The organism is Polaribacter sp. M10 (assembly GCF_054968445.1).
In genome coordinates, this window is sequence record NZ_JBSSBG010000025.1 from 13,127 (window position 1) to 36,076 (window position 22,950).

At 29.5% G+C, this 22,950-nt stretch carries 20 protein-coding genes; 2 read left to right on the forward strand and 18 right to left on the reverse strand.

Annotated elements, in window-relative coordinates; translation table 11 throughout:
• Positions 1-671: 671 nt before the first annotated feature.
• The 3 genes from ACWYN7_RS15920 to ACWYN7_RS15930 are packed head-to-tail and all read right to left on the reverse strand — an operon-like array spanning position 672 to position 5,361.
• Positions 672-2,258, reverse strand: a complete 1,587-nt coding sequence (locus ACWYN7_RS15920) for an alpha-L-fucosidase (protein ID WP_462860966.1) — start codon at positions 2,256-2,258, stop codon at positions 672-674.
• A 2-nt stretch (positions 2,259-2,260) separates the two neighbouring features.
• Positions 2,261-3,763, reverse strand: coding sequence for an alpha-L-fucosidase (locus ACWYN7_RS15925; protein ID WP_462860967.1), 1,503 nt, complete (start codon positions 3,761-3,763; stop codon positions 2,261-2,263).
• Between the two features lie 2 nt (positions 3,764-3,765).
• Complete coding sequence (locus ACWYN7_RS15930; protein ID WP_462860968.1) at positions 3,766-5,361, reverse strand: alpha-L-fucosidase; 1,596 nt, start codon at positions 5,359-5,361, stop codon at positions 3,766-3,768.
• A 370-nt stretch (positions 5,362-5,731) separates the two neighbouring features.
• On the opposite strand from ACWYN7_RS15930, the gene ACWYN7_RS15935 reads away from it, so the two are divergent.
• A complete protein-coding gene (locus ACWYN7_RS15935; protein WP_462860969.1) occupies positions 5,732-7,201 on the forward strand; it encodes a tetratricopeptide repeat protein in 1,470 nt (489 codons plus the stop codon).
• Between the two features lie 78 nt (positions 7,202-7,279).
• Complete coding sequence (gene lacZ, locus ACWYN7_RS15940; protein ID WP_462860970.1) at positions 7,280-10,381, forward strand: beta-galactosidase, LacZ type; 3,102 nt, start codon at positions 7,280-7,282, stop codon at positions 10,379-10,381.
• Positions 10,382-10,577: 196 nt separating this feature from the next.
• Here lacZ and ACWYN7_RS15945 read toward each other — a convergent pair whose 3' ends face one another.
• From ACWYN7_RS15945 to ACWYN7_RS16015, 15 genes are all read right to left on the reverse strand, one after another.
• The gene (locus tag ACWYN7_RS15945; RefSeq protein WP_462860971.1) at positions 10,578-11,558 is read right to left on the reverse strand and encodes a hypothetical protein; all 981 of its coding nucleotides are present in this window, start codon (positions 11,556-11,558) and stop codon (positions 10,578-10,580) included.
• A gap of 239 nt (positions 11,559-11,797) precedes the next feature.
• On the reverse strand, positions 11,798-12,529 hold the full coding sequence (locus ACWYN7_RS15950; protein ID WP_462860972.1) for an FISUMP domain-containing protein: 732 nt from the start codon (positions 12,527-12,529) through the stop codon (positions 11,798-11,800).
• Between the two features lie 240 nt (positions 12,530-12,769).
• Positions 12,770-13,708 (reverse strand): DUF5694 domain-containing protein, encoded by a 939-nt coding sequence (locus ACWYN7_RS15955; RefSeq protein WP_462860973.1) that lies wholly within the window; start codon positions 13,706-13,708, stop codon positions 12,770-12,772.
• A gap of 276 nt (positions 13,709-13,984) precedes the next feature.
• Positions 13,985-14,650: a hypothetical protein gene (locus ACWYN7_RS15960; protein ID WP_462860974.1), complete on the reverse strand. Its 666-nt coding sequence runs from the start codon at positions 14,648-14,650 to the stop codon at positions 13,985-13,987.
• Positions 14,651-14,824: 174 nt separating this feature from the next.
• Positions 14,825-15,589, reverse strand: coding sequence for a type I methionyl aminopeptidase (gene map, locus ACWYN7_RS15965; RefSeq protein ID WP_462860975.1), 765 nt, complete (start codon positions 15,587-15,589; stop codon positions 14,825-14,827).
• A gap of 153 nt (positions 15,590-15,742) precedes the next feature.
• Complete coding sequence (locus ACWYN7_RS15970; RefSeq protein WP_462860976.1) at positions 15,743-16,204, reverse strand: hypothetical protein; 462 nt, start codon at positions 16,202-16,204, stop codon at positions 15,743-15,745.
• Between the two features lie 341 nt (positions 16,205-16,545).
• Positions 16,546-16,773, reverse strand: coding sequence for a PLD nuclease N-terminal domain-containing protein (locus ACWYN7_RS15975; protein ID WP_462860977.1), 228 nt, complete (start codon positions 16,771-16,773; stop codon positions 16,546-16,548).
• 184 nt (positions 16,774-16,957) lie between these two features.
• The gene (locus ACWYN7_RS15980) at positions 16,958-17,503 is read right to left on the reverse strand and encodes a hypothetical protein (RefSeq protein WP_462860978.1); all 546 of its coding nucleotides are present in this window, start codon (positions 17,501-17,503) and stop codon (positions 16,958-16,960) included.
• Positions 17,504-17,693: 190 nt separating this feature from the next.
• Positions 17,694-18,083: a hypothetical protein gene (locus ACWYN7_RS15985; protein WP_462860979.1), complete on the reverse strand. Its 390-nt coding sequence runs from the start codon at positions 18,081-18,083 to the stop codon at positions 17,694-17,696.
• Between the two features lie 265 nt (positions 18,084-18,348).
• Positions 18,349-18,903 (reverse strand): hypothetical protein, encoded by a 555-nt coding sequence (locus tag ACWYN7_RS15990; protein WP_462860980.1) that lies wholly within the window; start codon positions 18,901-18,903, stop codon positions 18,349-18,351.
• A gap of 161 nt (positions 18,904-19,064) precedes the next feature.
• Positions 19,065-19,529, reverse strand: a complete 465-nt coding sequence (locus ACWYN7_RS15995) for a hypothetical protein (RefSeq protein WP_462860981.1) — start codon at positions 19,527-19,529, stop codon at positions 19,065-19,067.
• A gap of 145 nt (positions 19,530-19,674) precedes the next feature.
• Entirely contained in the window at positions 19,675-20,478 is an 804-nt protein-coding gene (locus ACWYN7_RS16000) for a DUF6794 domain-containing protein (RefSeq protein ID WP_462860982.1), read from the reverse strand.
• Between the two features lie 252 nt (positions 20,479-20,730).
• Positions 20,731-21,216, reverse strand: a complete 486-nt coding sequence (locus tag ACWYN7_RS16005) for a hypothetical protein (RefSeq protein WP_462860983.1) — start codon at positions 21,214-21,216, stop codon at positions 20,731-20,733.
• Positions 21,217-21,535: 319 nt separating this feature from the next.
• On the reverse strand, positions 21,536-21,871 hold the full coding sequence (locus ACWYN7_RS16010; RefSeq protein WP_462860984.1) for a hypothetical protein: 336 nt from the start codon (positions 21,869-21,871) through the stop codon (positions 21,536-21,538).
• 351 nt (positions 21,872-22,222) lie between these two features.
• Entirely contained in the window at positions 22,223-22,849 is a 627-nt protein-coding gene (locus tag ACWYN7_RS16015; protein WP_462860985.1) for an FEKKY domain-containing protein, read from the reverse strand.
• Positions 22,850-22,950 lie beyond the last annotated feature (101 nt).

Consider the following 22,950-nt stretch of genomic DNA (forward strand, 5'->3'; position numbering starts at 1 on the left):
AGTTCATCTCATTTTATTCTCGATATAAATTTTACTGATTTCAGCTGTAAACTCTATTTGAATAGACAAAATTTTAATCTATCGTATAAATATAAAACAAATCCTTTTTTATGATATAAAGAATAGATGTTTTAAATGATTTACTATATTAATAAGGTTATTTTATAGATGGCAAATGGAAGAGTTTTGTAATGCATTACAAATTATAAAAAAATAGAAAGCACCTAATAATTTATTAACTTAAAAAATTATCTTTTAAAATAGAAGAAGAAATTAGTTAAGATTATTTTTATTATCATATTGCCAAACTTTTAACTTGGATTTTATTTACAACCTTACGGCTATGAAATGTGTGCAATTAGAAACATACTAGATTTTCGACCTAGTATATTACAGCTTTTTTGAGTTATAAATTTATTATAAGCTAAATAAAAAAAGGTTTGTGATTTTATAAAAGAATCACAAACCCTTGAAGTAGACATACGACCACATTTTTTTATAGCCGTTGTTGTATGTTGAACTTTGTTTATCATCTGTTATTAAATCAATTTTTTAAAAGTCGTATAGTATTAAATATCATTTTTAAAATATTTTACTCTTAATAAGTAAGTAAAAAGTGATATGTACATAATCTTTATTAACATTTTTAGACTTTATACATAACGAATTTACTACTTAATTAATTCAACTTTATAACAAAATGCATGTTTTCCGGAATGATTATCTGGGAACGAAAGCTCTAAACCATAAACATCTCTTTTCCAATGTATTTTTTCGTCAGATCCTATCAAGCTAATGTTTTTTATTTTTTTATTAAAGTATGGTAAAATTGTAGATGCCATTTTTGCAGTTGTTTTGCCTTTCGTTGGTCTGTCAAGAACTATAACATATAGCGTATTTTCGTCTTTACTTTGTGTGTAACGGATATCATTTTCTGTGTATATAGCTTCCCAATTTTCATTAAAATGACCATCTGATTTTAAGGTAGTTGGACCTTCTCCATCAATTACCCAAGGTCTCGTATTGTAAATTGCCTCTCCGTTCATCTTTAACCATTCTCCAATTCCTAACAATGTTGTTTTTTGATCTTCAGGTATGGTTCCGTCTGCTTTTGGACTTACATCTAATAATAAGCAACCGTTTTTACTAACTACATCACATAAAATCTCAACAATTGCTTCTGGAGAACGAGATTTACGTCCGTTATAAAACCAACCTCCAAGTGGTGTGTCGCTCAACCAAGGATCTGCACGTAGTCCCGTAGAACGACCTTTTTCATAATCTAAAATACCTGCTGAGGGTGGAATACATACATCATATTTTATTTTATAAGTTAGCCCAATATCTTGATTGTTATTATTTGCATGATTCAATAAATAAGCAAATGCTTTTTTACGAATGTTGTCACTTAGCAATTCTAGCCCCATATCAAACCAATAAAGGTCTGGGTTATACTTGTTAGCAGACTCCTTTAATATATTAAACCAACGCTGTTCAAAATCGGCACTTGGGTAAGGTGCAAAACTATCGCTATCTGATGAAAAAGCGTGAGGTGTTCCATATAAATCTTCATTTCCTGGTTTACCTCCATCAAAAGCAAACGAATGGTAGTACCAATACCAGGTAAAAGCATGATGGTAGGTAATAAGATATTTCATATCTCGTTTACGAATCGCTTTTTCTAACTCACCTGTAATATCAACACCTGCCATATCCATACTGTTCCAACGACTAACATCAGAGTCCCAGTTCAGGTAATTATCATGAAATACACCTATAGGCCCCATAAATTTAGCTCCTGCTTTTTGAAAAAGGTCTGCCCATTCTTCGGCATCGAATTTTGTTGGCTTAAATTGTTTGATAATATCTTTATAACCGACTTTGTTTTGATCGCCTCCAAATAGTTCTTTGTGTCTTTTAAATTCACCTGAAGGTTGCGTTTTTCCTCTTGGAGCATTGTTCCAATACACGCCAATAGTGTCGTACATAGCCCATCCATACCATTCTGTAGTTTTGTTTTGTGTAGCTAATGTTGCTGGTCCAATACAAGTAAATATTCCAAATTTCGCATCTCTAAACCATTCAGGAACTGAATGTTTGGCTATTGATGGCCATTCTTCTTTAAATTCAGCACCTGCTTTTTTAGCTTCTTCAATTTGATTGACTTCACTAGCGTTCTCTTTTTTATCTAGTTTGTTTTGCGTAAAACCTAATTGATACATGAAAACAGTTAGTAATACAAATATAATTTTCTTCATAATTATTTGATTTTAATTTTATATACAATAGCAGCATCACCTTCTTTAGGTTTGCTTTTGGGTTGAATTAGCGTTAAGCCCTCTTTTGTTTGTTTCCAATTAATTTTTTCACTGCAACCCAATACAGTTACCTCTTTAATATCATATTTTTTTGAGTCTATAAATGAATGGAGAGTTTTAGTTCGATTTTTAGATGCCCATCCTAATTGTATTGCATATATAGTATCACCATTTCTGGTATATCTAACATCTGACGGATTTAGCTTAAATAATTGTTTTTTACTAACAGAACCATCTGATTTATTTGCTTTAAACATAGAAGGACCTTCGCCAAAAACATCAAAAGGACGAGTATTATATATTGCTTCACCATATAATTTCATCCAGCGACCAATTCCTTCCATTGTTTCAACTTGTTCTGGAGGCATTGTGCCATCTGCCATTGGTCCTGCCGATAACAACATAACTCCATTTTTACTTACAACATCGGCTAAAAAGCGAATACCAAATTTGGGATCTAGTGCTACCCTGTGCTTTTTGTTGTAACTCCAATAAGAGCCTAATATAAAGTCAGTTACCCACACTTCATCTTGTATGTCATCCATAGAAGATTGTTCTACATTTACAATAGCCAAATCTTTAGGAAAAAAAGCTCCCTTTGTATTTACTACAACTTCTTTATTTAGCTCATTAGCTTTATTAAAATAATTACTTAAAAATTGCTTACGATATTCTTCAGCGATAAACTTTTGTCCAAAATCCATCCAAATATAATCAGGACAATGTGCATTAATTACTTCATCTAGTTTATTTAGCCAAAGTTCTTGCATTTCTTCATAGCTATAGTTGCCATAGAGTAGTTTGTATTTCTCGTCTTGTGGTACTTTACAGTTATGATAACTTTTGTTTCTTATACTATTTGGACGTAAAAAAAGAGAACTATCATCTTTTGGGTAAAAGAGACCATGAAAGCCATGATGAAAAGTAGACATAAACTTTAGATTACGTTTTTTAGTTTCGTAGGCCATGGCTTTAACTACATCAATATTAGGCCCCATATTGGCTGAATTCCATTCGTTAACCTTGCTATCCCATAATGAGAAACCATCGTGGTGTTCGGCAATAGCACCAATTATTTTAGCCCCCATTCCCTCAAACATATCTACCCATTGTGCTGCATTAAACTTTGGGGCTTTCCACATAGGAATAAAATCGTGATATTGGAAATTTTCACCATAAGTTTTTACATGATATTTATGCCCCCAATGCCAAGGCTTTTTTAAAGAATCTGCATCGTGAATGTACATGATGCGAGGATACCATTCACCCACCATAGCAGGTACAGAATATACTCCCCAATGGAAGTAGATGCCCAGTTTAGCATCTGCAAACCAATCTGGTACTGCTTTATGTTGTTTTAGTGATTCCCAACTAGGGCTATAATTTTTTTGTGCTGTTACAAACATGCTTGTAATAAGCATAACAAAACTTACTATTATTCTCATAACTATTCATTTTTTTGTTTCAATTTCAGTTTATAACAAAATGCATGTTTACCACTCACATTTTTTGGAAACGAAAAAGTCATATTTGTTTCGTTTTGCTGCCATTCAATTATTTCATTAGAACCAATTAAACTTACACTTTCAACCTTACGAGTTAAATACTCAAACCCTTTTCCTAGCTTTTTAGCTATTACAGTATTTGTTATTGGTTTATCCATTACAATTACGTACAAAGTATTATTATCTTTACTTTGGGTATATCTAATATCTTGTTCAGTGTAAATAGCCTCCCAGTTTTCGTTAAAATGACCATCTTTTTCAAGTTTTGTTGGTCCTTCTTCGGCTATTACCCAAGGACGCGTACTGTAAATAGCTTCTCCGTTAGTTTTTAACCATTCTCCAATACCCAATAAGGTTTCTTTTTGGTCTTCTGGAATGGTTCCATCAGGTTTTGGACTAACATCTAACAACAAACAACCATTTTTACTTACAATATCTATAAGAATTTCAATAATGGCTTCGGCTGAACGTGATTTACGTCCGTTATAAAACCATCCACCTAAAGGAGTATCTGTTAACCATGCATCTTCTCTCGCATTTTGAGAACGTCCTTTTTCAAAATCTAAAATTCCTGCTTTAGGCGGAATTGGGACACTAAATTTTACTTTATAAGATATTCCAATATCTTGGTTGTTCTTTTCTGCATTGTTTAACAGACCTGCAAATGCCTTTTGACGAATGTTTTCGCTTAATAATTCTAATCCCATATCAAACCAAAATAAATCTGGATTGTATTTTTGAGCTGCTTCTTGCAATAAAGCGTTCCATCTATTTTCATATTCAGCATCAGGATATTCATCAAAACTATCACCATCGCTAGAAAATTTGTGAGGTTTTGAATACAGATCTTGGTATTCTGGATTTGCCCCATCAAATTTATGTGATTCATTAAAAAACCACCACGAAAATGCATGATGAAAGGTCATTACATATTTCATACCCTTTGCGCGTATGGCTTTTTCAAGTTCTCCTACTACATCAATACCTGCAGTACGTTTCATATTCCAACGAGTAATTTTTGAGTCCCACAGCATAAAATTATCATGATGACACCCCATAGGCCCACTAAATTTGGCTCCTGATTTTTCAAATATATCAGCCCATTCTTCAGCATTAAATTTTTTGGGCTTAAAATCCATAATCAAATCCTTATAACCGTATTCATTTTGATCTCCAAAAAGTTCTTGATGTAATTTGAAGTTACGCGTTGTATCAGGAGAATTTGGTCTTACTGCATTTGTCCAGTATTTTGCCTTTTTATTATACATAGCCCATCCCCACCATTCTGTAGTTTTGTGTTGTGTTGCTAATACAGCTGGCCCAAAATGGGTGTAAATTCCAAATTTAGCATCTCTAAACCACTCAGGTGTTGAATGACGAGCTATAGAAGGCCATTCTTCTTTATATGTTTTTTTCTCAATTTTGTTCTCTTGCTTAGAATGGGTTTCGCTTATGTTTTTCTGAGATTTTTTTTGACCAAATATTGAGCCTCCAAAAAGAAGTACAAGAACCATTGCCAAAGTTTTAATTTTAATCATTTTATAATTGTTTTTAATTCTCTATTTCTTTGTTTATTAATAAATAGAACTATACCATGTTGTTTTTATAGAAAATTTTGATTTTTTCCACATCAGCAACTAAGTGTCTATTAATCAATACCCAAATTTATTATTTAATGTTATTGAGTTTAAAAAAAAAACTATATTAAAACTATACTTTGGGATTTAAGCTTCCAACATAAACTATATTTAAAACCGGAAATAGCTATCTTGCAAAAAAAATAACATGCGTTTTGGGATCGCTTTCCTGTATCTATTAATACTTGTCTGCTCGTCTAGGGTTTTAGCCCAAAACGAAATAGATACTTCGGTTTATGAACTTAAAAAGTTTAACAATAACCGTTATCTAATGTCGCAAGCTCCAACCACAGAGGCATATTATTATTTTAAAAACGGAGCCGAGTATTTTTTTTCGAAAGGTGATACTATTAATCATCTAAACTGTGTTGTTCATATGTCTGATATTGAATACAGAAAAGGAAAATTTAACAATGCTTTTGAGCTGCTTTGGGAAGCAATGCCTATGGCTAATGCTATTGTTAATAAAATGCCTTTACTTGAAGTGCACCAAATGCTAGGTATCTTATACGGTGTTTACAACAAAGAAAATGAAGCATTATTTCATTTAAAAGAAGGCGTAAAGATCGCTGAAAACTATGCAATATCCGACGAGCAATTTCAAAAAAGACTTACAGCTTGTTATTTAGATATCGCTGTACAATATGCTACAATGAAAAAATACGATGCTGCACTTAGCTACCTTAATTTGTGTTACAAAAGTGATAAGTCTGGTAACAGACTCTATTTTGTTGATGGTATATACGGACATGTTTACATTGAATTAAAAGCATTCAAAAAAGCTGAAAAATATTTAAAAGGCGTACTTAACTATCTTGAAAAACAAGGAAATGGTTTTCAGGCATCTGTAGCTTATTATATGGGAGAATTGAAAAATGGAATTAAACAAACAGATAGTGCTTTTGTTTATTATCATAAATCACTAAAAGCAATAGATTCTTTACAAAGTCAAACCAAATTAAAGCCAAAAGTTTTAGAGAGTATAGCTATGTTGTATGCTAAAAAAAACAACAATAAACAAGCATATAATTATATACAAAAGTCAAAAAAATGGTCTGATAGTTTATTTAATATTCAAAGTTTACAAAATAAAAATCTTTTTGAGATAAAAAATAAATACAGAGAAGATCTTAAAAAAAAGAAGTTACAACTAGTGAATCAAACTAAGCTTTTAAAATTAAGTAATAAAGCTCAATTTAGGTTACGTTTATTAATTTTTGTAATCCTATTATTAGGATTGATAGGCATTATTACTTTTAGGCTAAAAACAAAAATGAAAAAAACAGTTTTAGAAAAGAAACTCAATGATGAAAAAAACAAAGCTATACTTAGTGTTAAAAACAAAGAACTTACTGCTAACGCATTGCAAATAATAGAAAAAGAGCAGTTAGTTAAAGAACTTTTAGACGAAGTAAGAATTAAATTACCAAACTCACATAAAACTTTTAAAAATAAATATAAACAGAGTAGTAAAAAAATATGGCAAGATTTTCATCTCCGATTTACACAAATTAATAAAGGTTTCTATGACCAGTTATTAGAACAATATCCAAATTTAACATCAACAGATTTAAAACATTGTGCTCTTATAAAGCTAAATTTCGATAGTAAAGAGATGTCACACTTTTTAGGTATTTCTGTTAATAGCGTACATATGGCCCGTTCACGTATTCGAAAAAAAATGAATTTAAAAAGAGAAGAAAACCTAAATATTTTTTTAAATAAGATTTCTGAATCATAAAAGTTTCAAACTCTTTTAAAGAAGTAAAATATCAATTTTATAAATACTAATTATAATTAAGTAATAATTTAAAAATCCATGAAGTATCAATTTAAGGCAGCACTATTTTTAATTCTGGTTATCAATCTTACTACTAATGCACAAGATTTAGATTGGGAAACACCAGAAAATATTGGAGTTAATAAGGAAACCCCTCATACCTATTTTATATCGTATGAGTTGGAAAAAGACGCTATTAAAGATGAGTTACAAACCAGACATTATAAGTCTTTAAACGGTGTTTGGGAATTTAATTGGACTAAAAATGCAGAATTACGAGATAAAACCTTTTATCAATTAAATAAGTCTATGAAAGGTACAACACCTGTGCCTTCTAACTGGCAAATGCAAGGTTTTGGATATCCATTTTATGCAAATATTACTTACCCTTTTTCTAAAAATAAACCTTACGTACCTCATGACTACAATCCTGTAGGTCAATATAAAAGAACTTTTGTAATTGATGGTTTATGGAGAGATAAAGAAATTTACATTCATTTTGGAGCTGTAAAATCGGCCTTTTATCTTTGGGTAAATGGTAAAAAAGTAGGATACAGCCAAGGAAGCAAATTACCTGCTGAATTTAATATTACAAAATATATAAAAGAAGGCAAAAATGAAGTTGCCCTTGAGGTATATCAGTTTACAGATGCTAGTTACATAGAAGATATCGATTTTTGGAGATTAGGAGGAATAGAGCGAGATGTTTTTCTGCATGCAAGACCTAAATTAATGATTCAGGACTTTTTTGCAAAAACTACCTTAGATAAATCCTTTAATAATGGAGTGTTAAACTTATCGGTAGATCTGAAAAATGTTGATAAGCAGCAAAAAGGGACTCTTGAAGTTAAATTGTATGATGGAAATCAGATTATTTATGTTTCAAGTAAAAAACTTCAATTGAAAAAAGAAGAAAATAAAACTCTCAATTTTAGCACTGAAATTAAAAACGTTAAAGCTTGGTCCGCAGAGAAACCAAATTTATATACACTTAGTTTATTATTAAAAGACAAAAATAATAATCTATTAGAATGCACTACTCATCAATTAGGTTTTAGAACTATTCAACTTAAAGACGGACAACTATTGGTAAATGGTAAAGCCATATTATTTAAAGGTGTAAATCGCCATGAGCACGATCCAAAATCGGGTCATGTTATGTCTAAAGAAGTTATGTTGAAAGATATTAAATTGATGAAGCAATTTAATATCAATGCAGTTAGAACCTCTCATTATCCTGCAGATCCTTATTGGTACAAACTATGTAATAAATATGGATTGTATGTAATTGATGAAGCCAATATTGAAGCACATGGTTATGGTTGGATTGTAAATGAGGTTGCCAGAGACCCCAGATATTACAACGCGATTACAGATCGTATTCAACGTTTATTTAATAGAGATAAGAACAACCCTTCTGTTATTATATGGTCTATGGGTAATGAAACAGGAACAGGAAAACCTTTTATTGATAGTTACAATTGGCTAAAAAAAATAGACAACACTAGGTTGGTCTCTTATGATAGAGCAGAAATTGATCCAGAATACAACCACATTCGTCATACAGATATTATTGGGTATATGTATGCTCCTATAGTTGATGTTGAGAAAGAACATTTACCAATGAATCCTCATCGTCCATTTATTTGGGTAGAATATGCGCACTCTATGGGGAATAGTACAGGGAACCTTAAGGAATTATGGGATTTTGTTAGAAGAGAACCCAGAGTGCAAGGTGGTTTTATTTGGGATTGGATAGATCAAGGAATTACAACTAAAAACTCGAAAGGAGAAGAATATTGGGGGTATGGAGGAGATTTTGAGCCCGAAGGAAAACCGCATGCTGGAGCATTTTGCTTAAATGGGTTAATTTTTCCAGACAGAACTATACAACCAGCCTTATGGGAGGTTAAAAAGCAGTACCAGAATATTCATATGAAAATGATTGATGTTAAAGAATTGACTTTTGAAGCCTATAATGAGAACTTTTTTATCAATTTATCTGATTATAACTTAGAATGGGAACTATTAGAAAATGGAGTTATAATTAAAAAAGGGAAACTATTATTAAAAGCAAATCCACAAGAAAAAGTTAAGTTTCATTTAAAAGACCAAGGTATATCTTTAACAAATGCAAGTGAGTATTTAATCAACTTTTATTGGAAAACAAAAACAGACTACGGTTTATTAATGGCAGGTCATAATATTGCAAAAGATCAATTTTTAATTAAAAGAGCTTCTATAGTCGTTAAAAATAGCAATTCTAAAGAATTAGTAAAGGTTAAAGAATCAAAAGAAAACATTACTATTGTTTGCAAAGACAATATTTTGGTAGGTTTTAACAAAGCCACAGGAAACCTAACTTCTTATAAAGTAAATGGAGACAATTGGTTAACTGCTCCGTTAATATTAAATACATGGAGAGCTCCAATAGATAACGATTTAGGAGCTAAAATTCCTGTTAAATCATCTGACTGGAAGGATATTGAGTCTAAAATGAAAGTGAAACAAATAACATGGCAAATGTTAAGCGAAAAGAAAGCCAAGATTAGTGTTTTTAAAACGGATAATAAAACGGCTAATTTTATTTTAAGTTACACAATAGATAATGATGGTAAAATTCAAGTTCAATATGTTTTTGAAAGAATTGAAGGCAAAGGTATATTGCCTCGTATGGGAATGAACCTTAAGTTAAATAGAGGTTTAGACCTAGTTTCTTATTATGGACGAGGACCACATGAAAATTATCCTGATAGAAAAGAAGGTGCTTTTGTAGGCCTTTATAAAGCTGATGTTAAAGATTTTTACGTTCCATATATACGTCCTCAAGAAAATGGTTACCGAACAGATGTTAGATGGTTAGAAATTACAAATAAAGAAAAAAATGGATTTAGATTCTCTAGTAAACAATACCTTAACTTTAACGTTAATCATTTTAATAATGAAGATTTTGAAACACATACTAAAAATCGTCATACTACGGATATTGTTCCTAGTGACCATACAAATTTAAATATTGATTATAAACAAATGGGAGTTGGAGGAGATACAAGTTGGGGTGCTTTACCTTATCAACAATTTTTAATTTATCCAGAGCCTATGAAATATACTTTTGTGATTGAACCACTTTACAATAAGTAAAGTTTTATTAAAAAAAAAATCCGGAGCTCCCTTTAAACTTTTGTTTTAATTCTTTCTCTAGCGTACCTAAGTTGTTGCGTAAGATTATTAACTGTGGTTGAGTATTAAAGTGCCTAAATAAAAATCAAATAGAATATATCACAGCAATATTTTTAAGTGGGTTTATACAAAAAATTACACACGTTTTAGTGTCTAGTTATTTTTCCGTTTGCTTATTTATCCAATCCATTAAATCATCTTTATTTATTTCGTTCCAAGTTGTCTGTGTATTCCGATTTTCGGATAGATTATATTCTGATTGTAAAACAATTAATTCCGTATTTTCATTTCCTGCAAGTTTTAATTCGGCTAAAAACCCAACTATGTCAGTCAAATTGTTCTCATATAAGGTTCTGTAGTACTTTTTTAGTCTATATTTTATTTTAGGCTCAACATAAGCTCTAATAGCATAATTTTTGTAAAACTTAACATTCTCATTATTTTTGTTCGAGTAGCTATAAGTAGAGAAATTATGGTAATTATCTTGGGCAGTTTTAGGCGTGCCTTTCAAATAGGTTTCCAACATAAAATTCATAAATATTGGCTCCCAAAGGTCAATTCGGTTAATTTTTATATCTCGTTTGTGTTGTTGCCATTTTCTTGTCCAATCCAATGTAAAATCACAAATAACAATTCCTTTTATGTTAACCTGAAAGTCATAATCTCCTTTATTTATAAATTCAATATATTTCATCGCTCTATGGCCTACTAAACTTGCTCCTAAAAAGAAAATATTTTTATTAGGTAAATGATGTTTGTTAAAGAGCTCTTTAATTAAATTATGAGTATAATTCACAGACGATTTAGAAAAGTAAAAGTCTAAAGGGATTTCAGTTGAAATTGACAATACCGCAAAATTATTTTCAGATGCTTGATCATACATCTGCTTTGAGCTAAAATTCTTTTTGTCATATTTTGAATCTTCAAGAAAAATAAGTACGCCTTTAATCTCTTTATTTTCAGGAAGCATTAGCGTATAGCCTTTTTGAATAAAAGACAGAAAGTCATTTTCTCTTATTCCAATTTTTAAACTATCATTTTTTACAGGTTTGTAATCTTCAACCAATTTCTGTGCAAAAGATTTTGCATTTAAAATAGTAAAGAAGAATAAAAATAAAACTTTAAAAGATATTTTCATTATCATTTTTTCTAATAATTGAAAACCAGCACCTATCTCATTTTTTCTAAATTATTAATTCCCCACTACCCTTTCAGTACAAGCATTTTACAAAAAATAAATCTAACGGTCTCGGCGATGCGTAGTTCCGTGGATTAATATTTAACTTTGCAAGCACACGCCAAGCTGAAAATCTGCTAGGAGTTTAGAAGTAGGCGAAAACAAGCAATTACCAATAGCCATTGTTACAGGGCGTTTTTTTATTCTTTTATTAAACGTATACTTAAGCCAAACCTAAGATCTAAATCTTCAAATAATACTTCCCCATTTTCAAGGAAGGTTATTGTTCTTCTTGTATTGTTGTTTAAGTCTACACTTGAGGTGCAAAATCTTGCAATTAACGATTCAAAATCTGGAGTACCAGCAATTATAGTAGTTCCTGCAGGTTTAACATTAAAACCAAACAAATTTGTGCCATTTCCAGAACTATTGAACCAGCCTTCAGTACTTTTTAATACTGTAGCTTCATTACCTATATGCCCTTGACTACCAACATAGTTAATTAGCTCAATATAATCTTGTTCGGTGGGCATTCTCCATCCTTCAATTGCAAGTTTACCCGTTTGTATTGCTTCATTATTGTAGTGCGCTCCATGAAAATTAGTTGGTAACTCTTCTATGTAAAAGTTACCTAAATCAAAAGTAGATGCCCATTGATAAAGCGCTTGAGGGTTATTCGTGTCTACCCAAGGGAAAGGTGATTGATTAAAGTGTTCATATTCCGTAATTAGAACTCCATCATTAAAGGTAGTTGTTTTTAAGTTTTCTGCCATCCAGATTTGGTTACCAATGGTTACTGTTTTATACACATTTCCATCAAAATCGGTTAGCACTATTTCTTGATTTTGAGTAGTTTTATTAGGCTCATCAGAGCAAGAATTCAATACAATAGTAAAGATTAAAAGTGTTATTTTTAAAAATTTTATTTTCATTTATTTTTGTTTTAAATGTGCTACAACTTAAGGTTTTATCCAACTTCTAAAATTCATAACTATTTGCTCTCCTTTCAGTTTAACAATTTTACAAAAAATAAATTTAACGTTTTTCGTTTAAGATTGGTTGCGTTTTTTTAGCTAAAAGTAAGCAAATTATTAAACAACTTTGTGCCTAAGTATTTTTCCGATGGAAAAATAAAGTAGCAATAAATTTTATACAGTGTTGTAACCAGTTTTTTATAATTCTTCAAATAGTATTACTTTAATATCTGGAAATTGAGTTTTTAATTCTTTTTTTAAACCAACAATATGCGAAGCTCCAACAAATAGAATACTTTTTTTAAAATCATTTTCATTGATTTGTGTACCAAGATTATAGGCAAAACGTCTATTTCTTTGATTAAAATAGTCAACTGCTTTTGCACAATCTGAGTTTTGTTGATTTGTATATTTTAGTCCACTTAAACTATCCAAAAGTTGAAGGTGTTTTAATTTGTTATTGATAATACCATACCTACCAACAATAGAAGGTAAAATTTCTCTTAGTACTATTTTTCGAGTTAATTTCTTTTCTTTTCTTTTGAATGATGTACCATCCATAGCCTTGTCACAAGCTCTCCAATGTTTATGAAATTCTCCATTGGTTTGTTGGTCATCAGCTGCATATATTTTTTTATGACTTAACTTAAGTGCTAATTTTCTAGACAACTCATAGTTTTCGTGCCTTCTAGACTTTTTATGACCATTAGGAAAATAATCTTGAATGTATTGGTAATAGTAGAAATTTGGATAATCACGTTGATAGGCAAATGAAAGTTTAATTCTGTTAAAATCATCTTTGGTCAATTTGTCAAAATCTTTGCTTAACAAATAATCTAATGAGTCTTTATTGTATTCAAATTCTTCTTTAACTTTTATAGAATATTTATAAAACTCTTGAAGGCTTTTGCTATATCCATTTTTTAAATACTGCCAGCTTAAAGAGTCATCAGGCATAGCAGTTTCAACAAATATAGCATCCGACTTGTATTTTAAAGACTTATTATACAGTGGTTTGTAGCTATTTTTTAAAATCTTTGGTACTTGATGCATTGTACCTACTAAAACAATTTCCTTTTGTTGGCCAAAAACAAAGGAATAACTAAAAATTATAATAAAAAATAGTATGTTCTTCATTATTCGTATTATTTAAATTACCTACAACTAACGCCCACACCCACTTTTTCTAAATTAATAATATTCTTCTACTCTTTAGTTTAACAATTTTACAAAAAATAAATCTAGCGCTTCGTTTTTATTTTTGTTTATTTCTTTGGCCTACTTACCAACGTCGTCTGTGTGTATACTTTGTTGCGTGGTTTAAGCAATAAAGTTACTAATTAATTACTGACAAAGAAAATCTAAGAGGACTTTCGTAAGTAAGCTAAAACTAGCAATTAATTTTATACTGTGTTAGCTGACGTTTTTTATTTCTAGTTTACTTGGTTTCCAATTTCCTTTCTCAGATTTTTTCCAAATTCTCCAATGTTTTTCAGACGGTTTAAAAGGTAGCTTAGAGTTTAACTTTTCTATAAACTCAAATTCATATTTTCCTACTTTCTCAAATGGAAAAGCAAACCAAACTGAAATCGTTGTTTTTTTAGATAGTCTTAAATAAATTTTAGAGTTTTTGTTCCTAAATTCCAATAATGGTATTAATTTTTGATTCGGTAAAACTTTATTAGTTTCTGGATTCTTGAAGTGAAAATTCCAATTAATATTAAGACTTATTGGTCCTAAAATATTTTTTGGTAATTTATTATTCAGTTTAAGTATTTCAAACCCTTTTTCAAGATTGTTTTGAGATAAACTCCAAATCCAAGTTTTCAGCCAACCATCATTTTTCATTTTTGGAATTCCAAATTTCAAAGACAACTTCAAAGCCAAATTAAGAGCAGAATATCCTTTTTTTTCAGATTGATATAAAGTCAATTCAATTGATTCAGGTTTAGTTTTGTCTGCATATAAATTCAGAAAATTTAAGGTCTTTTCATAATTAACTTCTATGGCTTTTCTATTCAAACTGTGTGCTCCTCCAGAGTTAATTGGTAATCCTTCATATGAAATAAATTTATTCATTTTCCTATTATGCAGATTTTTTCTCCTAAATGACAGCCAACGTGTTTATATATGGTTTGTTGCGTAAATTTAGCACTAAATTAGTAAATAATTACAGGCAAAGAAAATCCGCGAGGGCTTATGTAATTAGGCTTTTAATAACATTTTTTTTTACACGGTGTTGTAGCCAGTTATTTAATTCCAAATTTCATTCGATTTTGTTAAAATAACAGGATTTTTATCAGTTATAAGTATCGTTTGTTCGTGTTGGGTTACATATCCACCTTTGTTTCCGACTAAAGTCCAACCGTCATTCAGTTCTACTGCAACAGTTGAATTTGTTGAAATAAAAGTTTCTATTGCAACTGTTGTATTTTTTTTGAATCGTTCTCTGTTATTTTTAACTCTGTAGTTTAAAATATTTTCGGGTTCTTCGTGTAAACTTCTACCAACTCCGTGACCAGCTAAATTTTTAATTACTTTAAATCCCGACTTTTTAGCTTCAGTTTCTATTAAATATCCAATTTCAGAAATTTTTACTCCGCCTTTTATATTGTTTATAGCTTTACGTAAAATTTTTTTAGAAGCATCTACAAGAGGTTGATGATTATGAATGTCTTTTCCAAGAACAAATGAGCCACCATTATCAGACCAAAATCCATTTAACTCAGCTGATACATCAATATTAATTAAATCTCCTTCTTTCAATATTTTTTTATTTGATGGTATTCCGTGTGCTGCTTCATTATTTACACTTATACAAGAATAACCAGGAAATCCATAAGTTTCATAAGGTGCAGATTTAGCACCATAACTCTTTAAAATTTTACCTCCATATTCATCTAATTCTTTAGTCGACATTCCAACTTTAGCATATTCCCTCATTAGTTTTAGTGTAGTTCCAACAACTTCACTAATTTCTTTCATTCCGATTAATTCAGATTCTTTTGTTATTGACATTTTGTTTTTTTAATTGGTTACCTTTTTTGTATGATTTCGTTGCGTGTTTAAGCACTAAGTTAGCAAATACAAACCGAATAGAAAGTCCGAGAGGATTTTTGTAAGTAGGCAATTAGCAAGCAATTAATTTTGTACGGTGTTGTGCAACGTATTTTATTTGAATTCAATTCTTAATTTTTCATACTGATTCACCATTCTTTTTGTAAATTCAGAATTAAATTCTTCTTCGTTTATTTTTCCTTCAATTAAGTTTTCAAGATTCTTATAATTCTCCAACTTGTAATAAGTCCTTTTATTTTCATTATTTATTCCTAAGTCAAAACTATTTTCTGTTTTTTTTAAAATATTTCCAATAAAATTTGATTCTGCTTTTGAGTTAAAAAATAATGAATCATTTTTCAAGATCATTTTTCGCGGAATCATTCTCAACATATATTCAGAACAAATATAAACAGTGCTATTTTTTATAAAAATTTCTGCATAATCAATTGTATTGTCTTCAAGTTTTTCAGAACTACTTGAATACCAATTTCCAGAAATATTCCATTTTTCTTTTTTTTTATTGCAACTTAAAAGCAAAATAATGATTAGTGAAAGTGTTAGTATTTTAGTCATCAGTAATTTTTCGCTTTATGTTGCCCAACGGTTTTCTGTATGATTAGGTTGCGTAATCAAAAAACTAAATTAGCAAAAAGAAATGAACCAGAGGAATGATCCGAAGCATTACTCCGAACAGTTAAAAACCAAGCAATAAATTATACATATTGTTAGCTTTTAGTGATTTTATTTCCGCTTACTTGCTTGTTGGTATTTTGCTTTAAGTCGACTTTTCAATTCCGCAATATTTTTAATTCAGATTTCGAGTAAACAATTCCTCAACTTGCTGAATTCCGATTGAGTGATATTCATAATATCCAATTCAGTATTCAATTCAGCAAACTTGTACAAAATCGTTTTTATGTTTTTTCATTCTTTATTTTTTGTTCTCTACCGATTAAAAAATATAAAAAAACACCAAAAAAATTAGCGAATAAAACGACTAAAATCCAAACAATTTTATTGTTCCCTTTGAATTTGCTTTTTAAAATATCCACAAGAGCAATTATCGTTGGTAAAATCGCAAGAAATAAGACCAATAATATCAGAATTAGTTGCCAAGCTCCAATCATTCCTAAATATATCATTTTTTTCTTTTTTTTAATTATTAGTCTGACGTTTGTCTAGCATTAAAGCCAACTAACGTCCACACCCACTTTTTCTAAATTAATAATATTCTTCTACTCTTTAGTTTAACAATTTTACAAAAAATAAATCTAGCGTTTCCTTTATAGTTTTGTTTTATTTTTTACCTAGTGTTGACTAAAGTTGTTATTTATAATTTTGGTCTTTTATTTTTTCCAATTTAGCCATAAGTTTTTGTAATTCATTTTCTTTCTCTCTAAATATTGGTTTGCATTTATTAATATAATCTCTAGCTTCATAACAGAAATTGTATTCCTTTTTACATTTTTGAGATAAAGCAATAATTAATTTTTGATGCCCATTAAAATCTTCAGGAAAAAATTCAATCCCTTTTTTGTAGTGGAAAATAGTTTCTTCCCATTTTTCAATTCTAAAATAGCGATCTCCAATTCTAATATTATCTTCATACAGTGTTTTTAACCTTTTTTTAGAAGGATTTTCTATTTCAATTTTTTCATTAAAAAAACCTAGATAAATATTTAGAGAAAGACTTAGTATTATGATGCTAACTAAAGAATAAATTAAATATGTTTTATCAAATTCCGATTTTTTTAATTTTATTTTTAAAATCTTTTCTTCCTCAGACAAATCTCTTATTTCAAAATTTTCTTTTTTTGATTTCGGCACATCATAAAATTTACTTCTTTCCTTAAACTTTCTTTTATTTTTCAATAATTTTCTATTACTTGTTATTACTGAATTCATAAAAGACATAAAACCACCACCACTCATATTTCTTTACATTTTAATTTTATTTCTCTTTCAGTCATTAATGTTTGGCAACGTTGTTGTATAAGAAAAATTGCGTGTTTAAGCACTAAAGTAGCAATTTTTTTTATACAGTGTTGTGTGAAGTTTTATATTATTTTTTTCGCTTTCTTAATAATTTTTCAATTAAAGGTTTCGTATATTTTTCAGCGGGATCAATATTTTCCGCATCTTCCTTTCGATAATATTCTCCAGAATCAAATGCTTCATAACATTCCCACGCAACATCTGAAAATCCGTAATTTTCGAAATAGTATTCATTCGTTACCCAAAAGGAATAAATATTGTTCATTATACAATCTCCATCTTCATAATCCATTTTTCCATTCCAATATTTTAGAGCAGTTTCAAGAGATAGTTTTTCAACCAGTTCAGTTGGATATTCTTTCGGATTATTAATAATTTCAGAGACTTGGTTTCCGCTCAAATTCTCTTTCGATAATTCGATTAATATTTTTTCAATATTTCGATTTTCTTCTGACATTTATTTTCTTAAATCACTCAATTTCAGTTTAGCGATTAGATTTTCTCAAATTAAGCACAACTAGCGGCCATACTCACTTTTTTCTAAATTTTTCATTACAAATATTTTACAAAAAACAAATCTAATGCTTCGTTTTTATTTTTGTTTATTTCTTTGGCCTACTTACTAACGTTCTCTGCTAGGATTTCGGCGTGGAAAATCCGCATGGATTTTCAACTGTAGAAATCAGCCGATTTAAAGTTAGTAAATTTTGTTTTTTTTTCATTCAGCGCGCTGAATTATAGCCATTGTTCGCAATAGTATTTTTTAGTTCTTCCTTAATTTTTTTCAGTACATTGTATTCTTCTTCTAAGTCAATTCTAAATTGAGTTGAAATTGTTTTATTTAAATACTTAAATTCTATTTTATTATTAATTCCAGCCATATGCCATGGACCTACATAGTTCGGTCCAGGATGCTTATATTTATCCCAAAAATCTTTGATTGTTAAATCCAGCATTTTAATATTTTTAACATCATAACGTTCAGATTTAATTTCAATAAATTCGGTATTTATCTTTATTGTTCCATCAAGTTTCCCGTTTAGTTTTTCTGAAGAGCCAATTGCTCCGAATTTTCCGAGAGCAAATATTCCAAGTGAGATATAACAACATACTTGGAAAAGTGTTTCAAGAAAATCATTTCTCCAATTATCTTGATTTTCAATTGCTAAAAAACCAAAAATCAAAAATGAAATAATTCCACTCCAATACCATTTCTGAGAATCACTTAAATTCAGAAAACTCTTGTTCGGAATATATATTTCACCTTCGAATCTCATAGTATTGCCAAAATCTGTGTGTATGCTTTGTTGCGTGGTTAAGCGATAAAGTTAATAAATAAAAACTAACCAAGAAAATTCACGAGGATTTTCGCAAGTAGGCTTCCACCAGCATTTTTTTTTACACGGTGTTAGCTGACGTTTTTTCATTCGATTTAGTTTTATTCCGATTTTGCTGGATTTTTTCCCCAGTCACACCAAAAGTCAAACTTTTTTTCAGTTAATTTTTCTTTCAAATTTTTATTCATTCCTATAATTATAAGATTTTCGTGAGTATTTGTTGCAAAAAATTCTTTTCCATTTTTGACAAAACTTATATCTTCATAATTATAACCATTCCAATCTCCGTATTTTTTTGATTTGATAAATTGCTTTAATTCATCTGATAATTTATATCTGACAAAATAATTTCCATTAGAGTAAATTTTTTCAACCCTTTTGTTTTTTTCTACTAAAAATTCAGATAGAGATTCAATTTCAGGTATAATTTCTTGATTTGAATAAAGTACATTGAATTCAACAAATTCAGCATTTTCAAAAGCATAATCAAGTAAATATTGCCATTTTTCTTCTTCTCCATATTTCAATGAATCGTCACAATAGTATCTGTTTTCGGTGTTGCTCATAAATGACAGCTAACGTGTTTGTACAAGGTTAGTTGCGTGGTTTAAGCAACTAATTTAGTAAATAATTACAGACCAAGAAAGTCCGCGAGGACTTTCGTAAGTAAGCAATTAGCCAGCAATTAATTTTGTACGGTGTTAGCAAACGTTATTTTACTTTTTCTATTATAAAATGCTCTAAACTAAAATGATACTCTTTGTCCTTCTCAATAATGTCATCAAGGTCGTAATACATTGCTGTACTTGAAAACTCTCCTTCTGCGTATCCACAAAAATCTTTAATTGAAACCGAAATAGAGAATTTTTCCACACCTTTCTCTCGCTTTATATAGTCGTATCTAACTTTCCTTTTTTCCTTTTTATCCGTAATAACTCCAATGAAATAACAATCAGCCATTTCTTCTGGGTTTTCGTGTTTTTGTACTCTGTAAACTTTTAATTTTTCTTTAGTGTTTTTCGTTTTTCTAAAAGCAATTTGCACAGTATCTCCAACCTTGAAAGAGTTAAAGTTGTTTTCAATCAATTGTTCTTCCTTTTCTTTTTCTTTTGAAATTTTCTCCCAATAACTTTTATAGTGGTCAATTTGAGCTTTTAAATCAATAGGTTTGTCGTTTAGTTTTCTGTGAAATGATGTTAGAATTATTGATGACATATCATCAGGATGAAAAATTCCTTTAGACTTAAAATACTTTGAAATCCGATTTTTACCTTTCCATAATTCCCAACCATTTCTAATTCCTTGTCCAGTTCCAAAATGTAATTCAGTCACAGCATCGCTCTCGTCTTTACTTTTAAATTCTGATTTGTCAGATTCCGACCATTCACAGTTTAAATATTCAATTGCATCTTTCAGATTTTTCGGGATATAGTTTTCCTTATAATCTTTGCAATCATTTTGCGAAAAGACTGTTCCAAAAACAAAAAGTAATATGATTGCAATTGCGTTTCTCATAATGTTTGCCAACTAACGGCCATACCCACTTATTTCTAAACTTTTTCAGTTTCACAATTTTACAAAAAACAAATCTAGCATTTCGTTTTTATTTTTGTTTATTTCTTTTGCCTGCTTACTAATATGTTTGTTTAACATTAGCTGCTTTGGTTATGCATAAAGTTACTAAATTATTACTGACAATGAAAATCCGCGAGAATTTTCGTAAGTAGGCTAGAACCGGCAATTAATTTTGTACAGTGTTGGCAGTAATTATTTTTTCATATATTCTTCAGCCTCATAAGCATCAATAGGGAAATTCGGTTCAGTCATTTTCTTATAGTAAAATTCTCCAATACTTAAATTCAGGTTTATATAAATAGAATCTAAATTTTCAACTTCTTCATTTTCCCATAATTCATCGTGAAAAACATATCCCATTTTCATAGTTTCAAAATTCAGAACGATTGGATCTCCATTCATTCCACTTCCAACAATAAGTAATTTTCTATTATAAATATTCTTATTTTCTTCTTCTATATTTTCAGTTCTTATTTCATTTACACAAGAAAAATAAATTCCGCCAAAATTCAGATATTGTTGAAAAGAAAATTGTTTGAGGAATTCAACTAATTCTGAATTCAACCCAATTTCTTTAAAAAATTCAAGATTTTTTTCATTGACTTTAACTACATTTTTAGTGTAATTAAATTTAATGATTTCTAAAGATTTTTCAAATAATAATTTGTCAATTTTCATTTGATTTATTTTCTTTATAATTCTATTTTATTGATGATTTTCGTCAATTACTGCCAACTAACGGCCCCACCCACTTTTTTTTAAATTTTTCAGTACAAGCATTTTACAAAAAACAGATATAGCGCTTCGTTTTTATTTTTGTTTATTTCTTTGGCCAGGTTAACAACGTTTATGTATAAGATTAGTGGCGTGTTTAAGCACCTAATTTAGCAAATAAACACCAGATAGAAAATCCGCGAGGATTTTCGTAAGTAGGCGAGAACTAGCCATTAATTTTATACTGTGTTGTGTGTAGGCTTTATTCATTTGCAATTAATATTCAAAACAGTGATAGTATTCCAATTATTAAAAATATCGAATAACCTATAATTGAAACAATATATTTATAATCCTTTTTTTCCTTTTTAATGACGCTTAAAGCTGTAAGTATTATTCCAGAAATAAGAAGAATATTCGTCAAAATAACTAATATTGATAAAATAAAGTCAGAATTATTTGTTGGCTTTTCATAACCTTCCAATTCAATTGTCAACGTTGTAGAAGTCGCAATTATGTAAGCAACTAATACATTTAATAAGAAAAGATATATTAAAAACCGGAAAGACCAATTTCTAAAATTTGTTGTTTTATTATTACTTACTTGAGTTGATTCCATTCAGTTATTTTTGATTCGATTGTTTTTTTTTTAGATTTGAGTGGGCAAAAAGATTTTGTATTCAACTAGTTTGCTTTAGTTTAACTGACTTTCCAGCTTACACACAACTAGCGGCTATACCCACTTTTTTCTGAACTTTTTTAGTTTCACAATTTTACAAAAAACAAATCTAGCGCTTTGTTTTTATTTTTGTTTATTTCTTTGGCCAGCTTACCAATATATTTGTTTAATATTAGCTGCTCTGGTTATGCATAAAGTTACTAAATTATTACTGACAATGAAAATCCGCGAGAATTTTCGTAGGTAGGCTAAAACTAGCAATTAATTTTATACGGAGTTGTACAACGTATTTTAATTCAAACAAGCTTTTATGGAATTCTTATAATCTTCCATTCCAACTATTTCTTTCCTTTTTGTTTTTCTCCATTTTCTTTGATATTGAATATCTAAAATTTTTATAATGTAAAAATTATATTCAGTTACGCATTCATAAATTTTTCCTTCGCAACCAAGTTCAACATATTCAACATTATATTTTCTTTCAAATTTTTCGTCCTTTTTCGTGTTTTCAATTGGGGCAATTCCACTATTCAAGTAAAGTTTTGGTGTTCCATTTTTCCAATCTTTTCTTGCTTGTTCTTTAGTTATTTCACACTTTCCGTTAATAACAATTGATTTCGGTTTTTTCCTTTTATTCCAAATTGTTTTGTATTCATAAATTAAGTTGGGATAATTTCCGACTGAAATTTCTAAAAAATGACTTTCTTTTTTAGTTTTGGTAATTAAATTAAATTCTCCTAAATCATTCGCAAATGTTCCATTTGAAGTTCCTTTTTCAAAAACATAAATTTCTCCTTTAGGTTTTTTCATATTAACTGAAGAGAATATTTTTCCTTTTATTGTGTCGTTTTGAGAATGAGAAAATTCAGCCTTTAGTAAAGCTAAAATTATAAATGTTATGACGAATTTTATTTTCATTCTTTATGTTGTACAACTAGCGGCTATACCCACTTTTTTCTAAACTTTTTCAGGTTCACAATTTTACAAAAAACAAATCTAGCGCTTCGTTTTTATTTTTG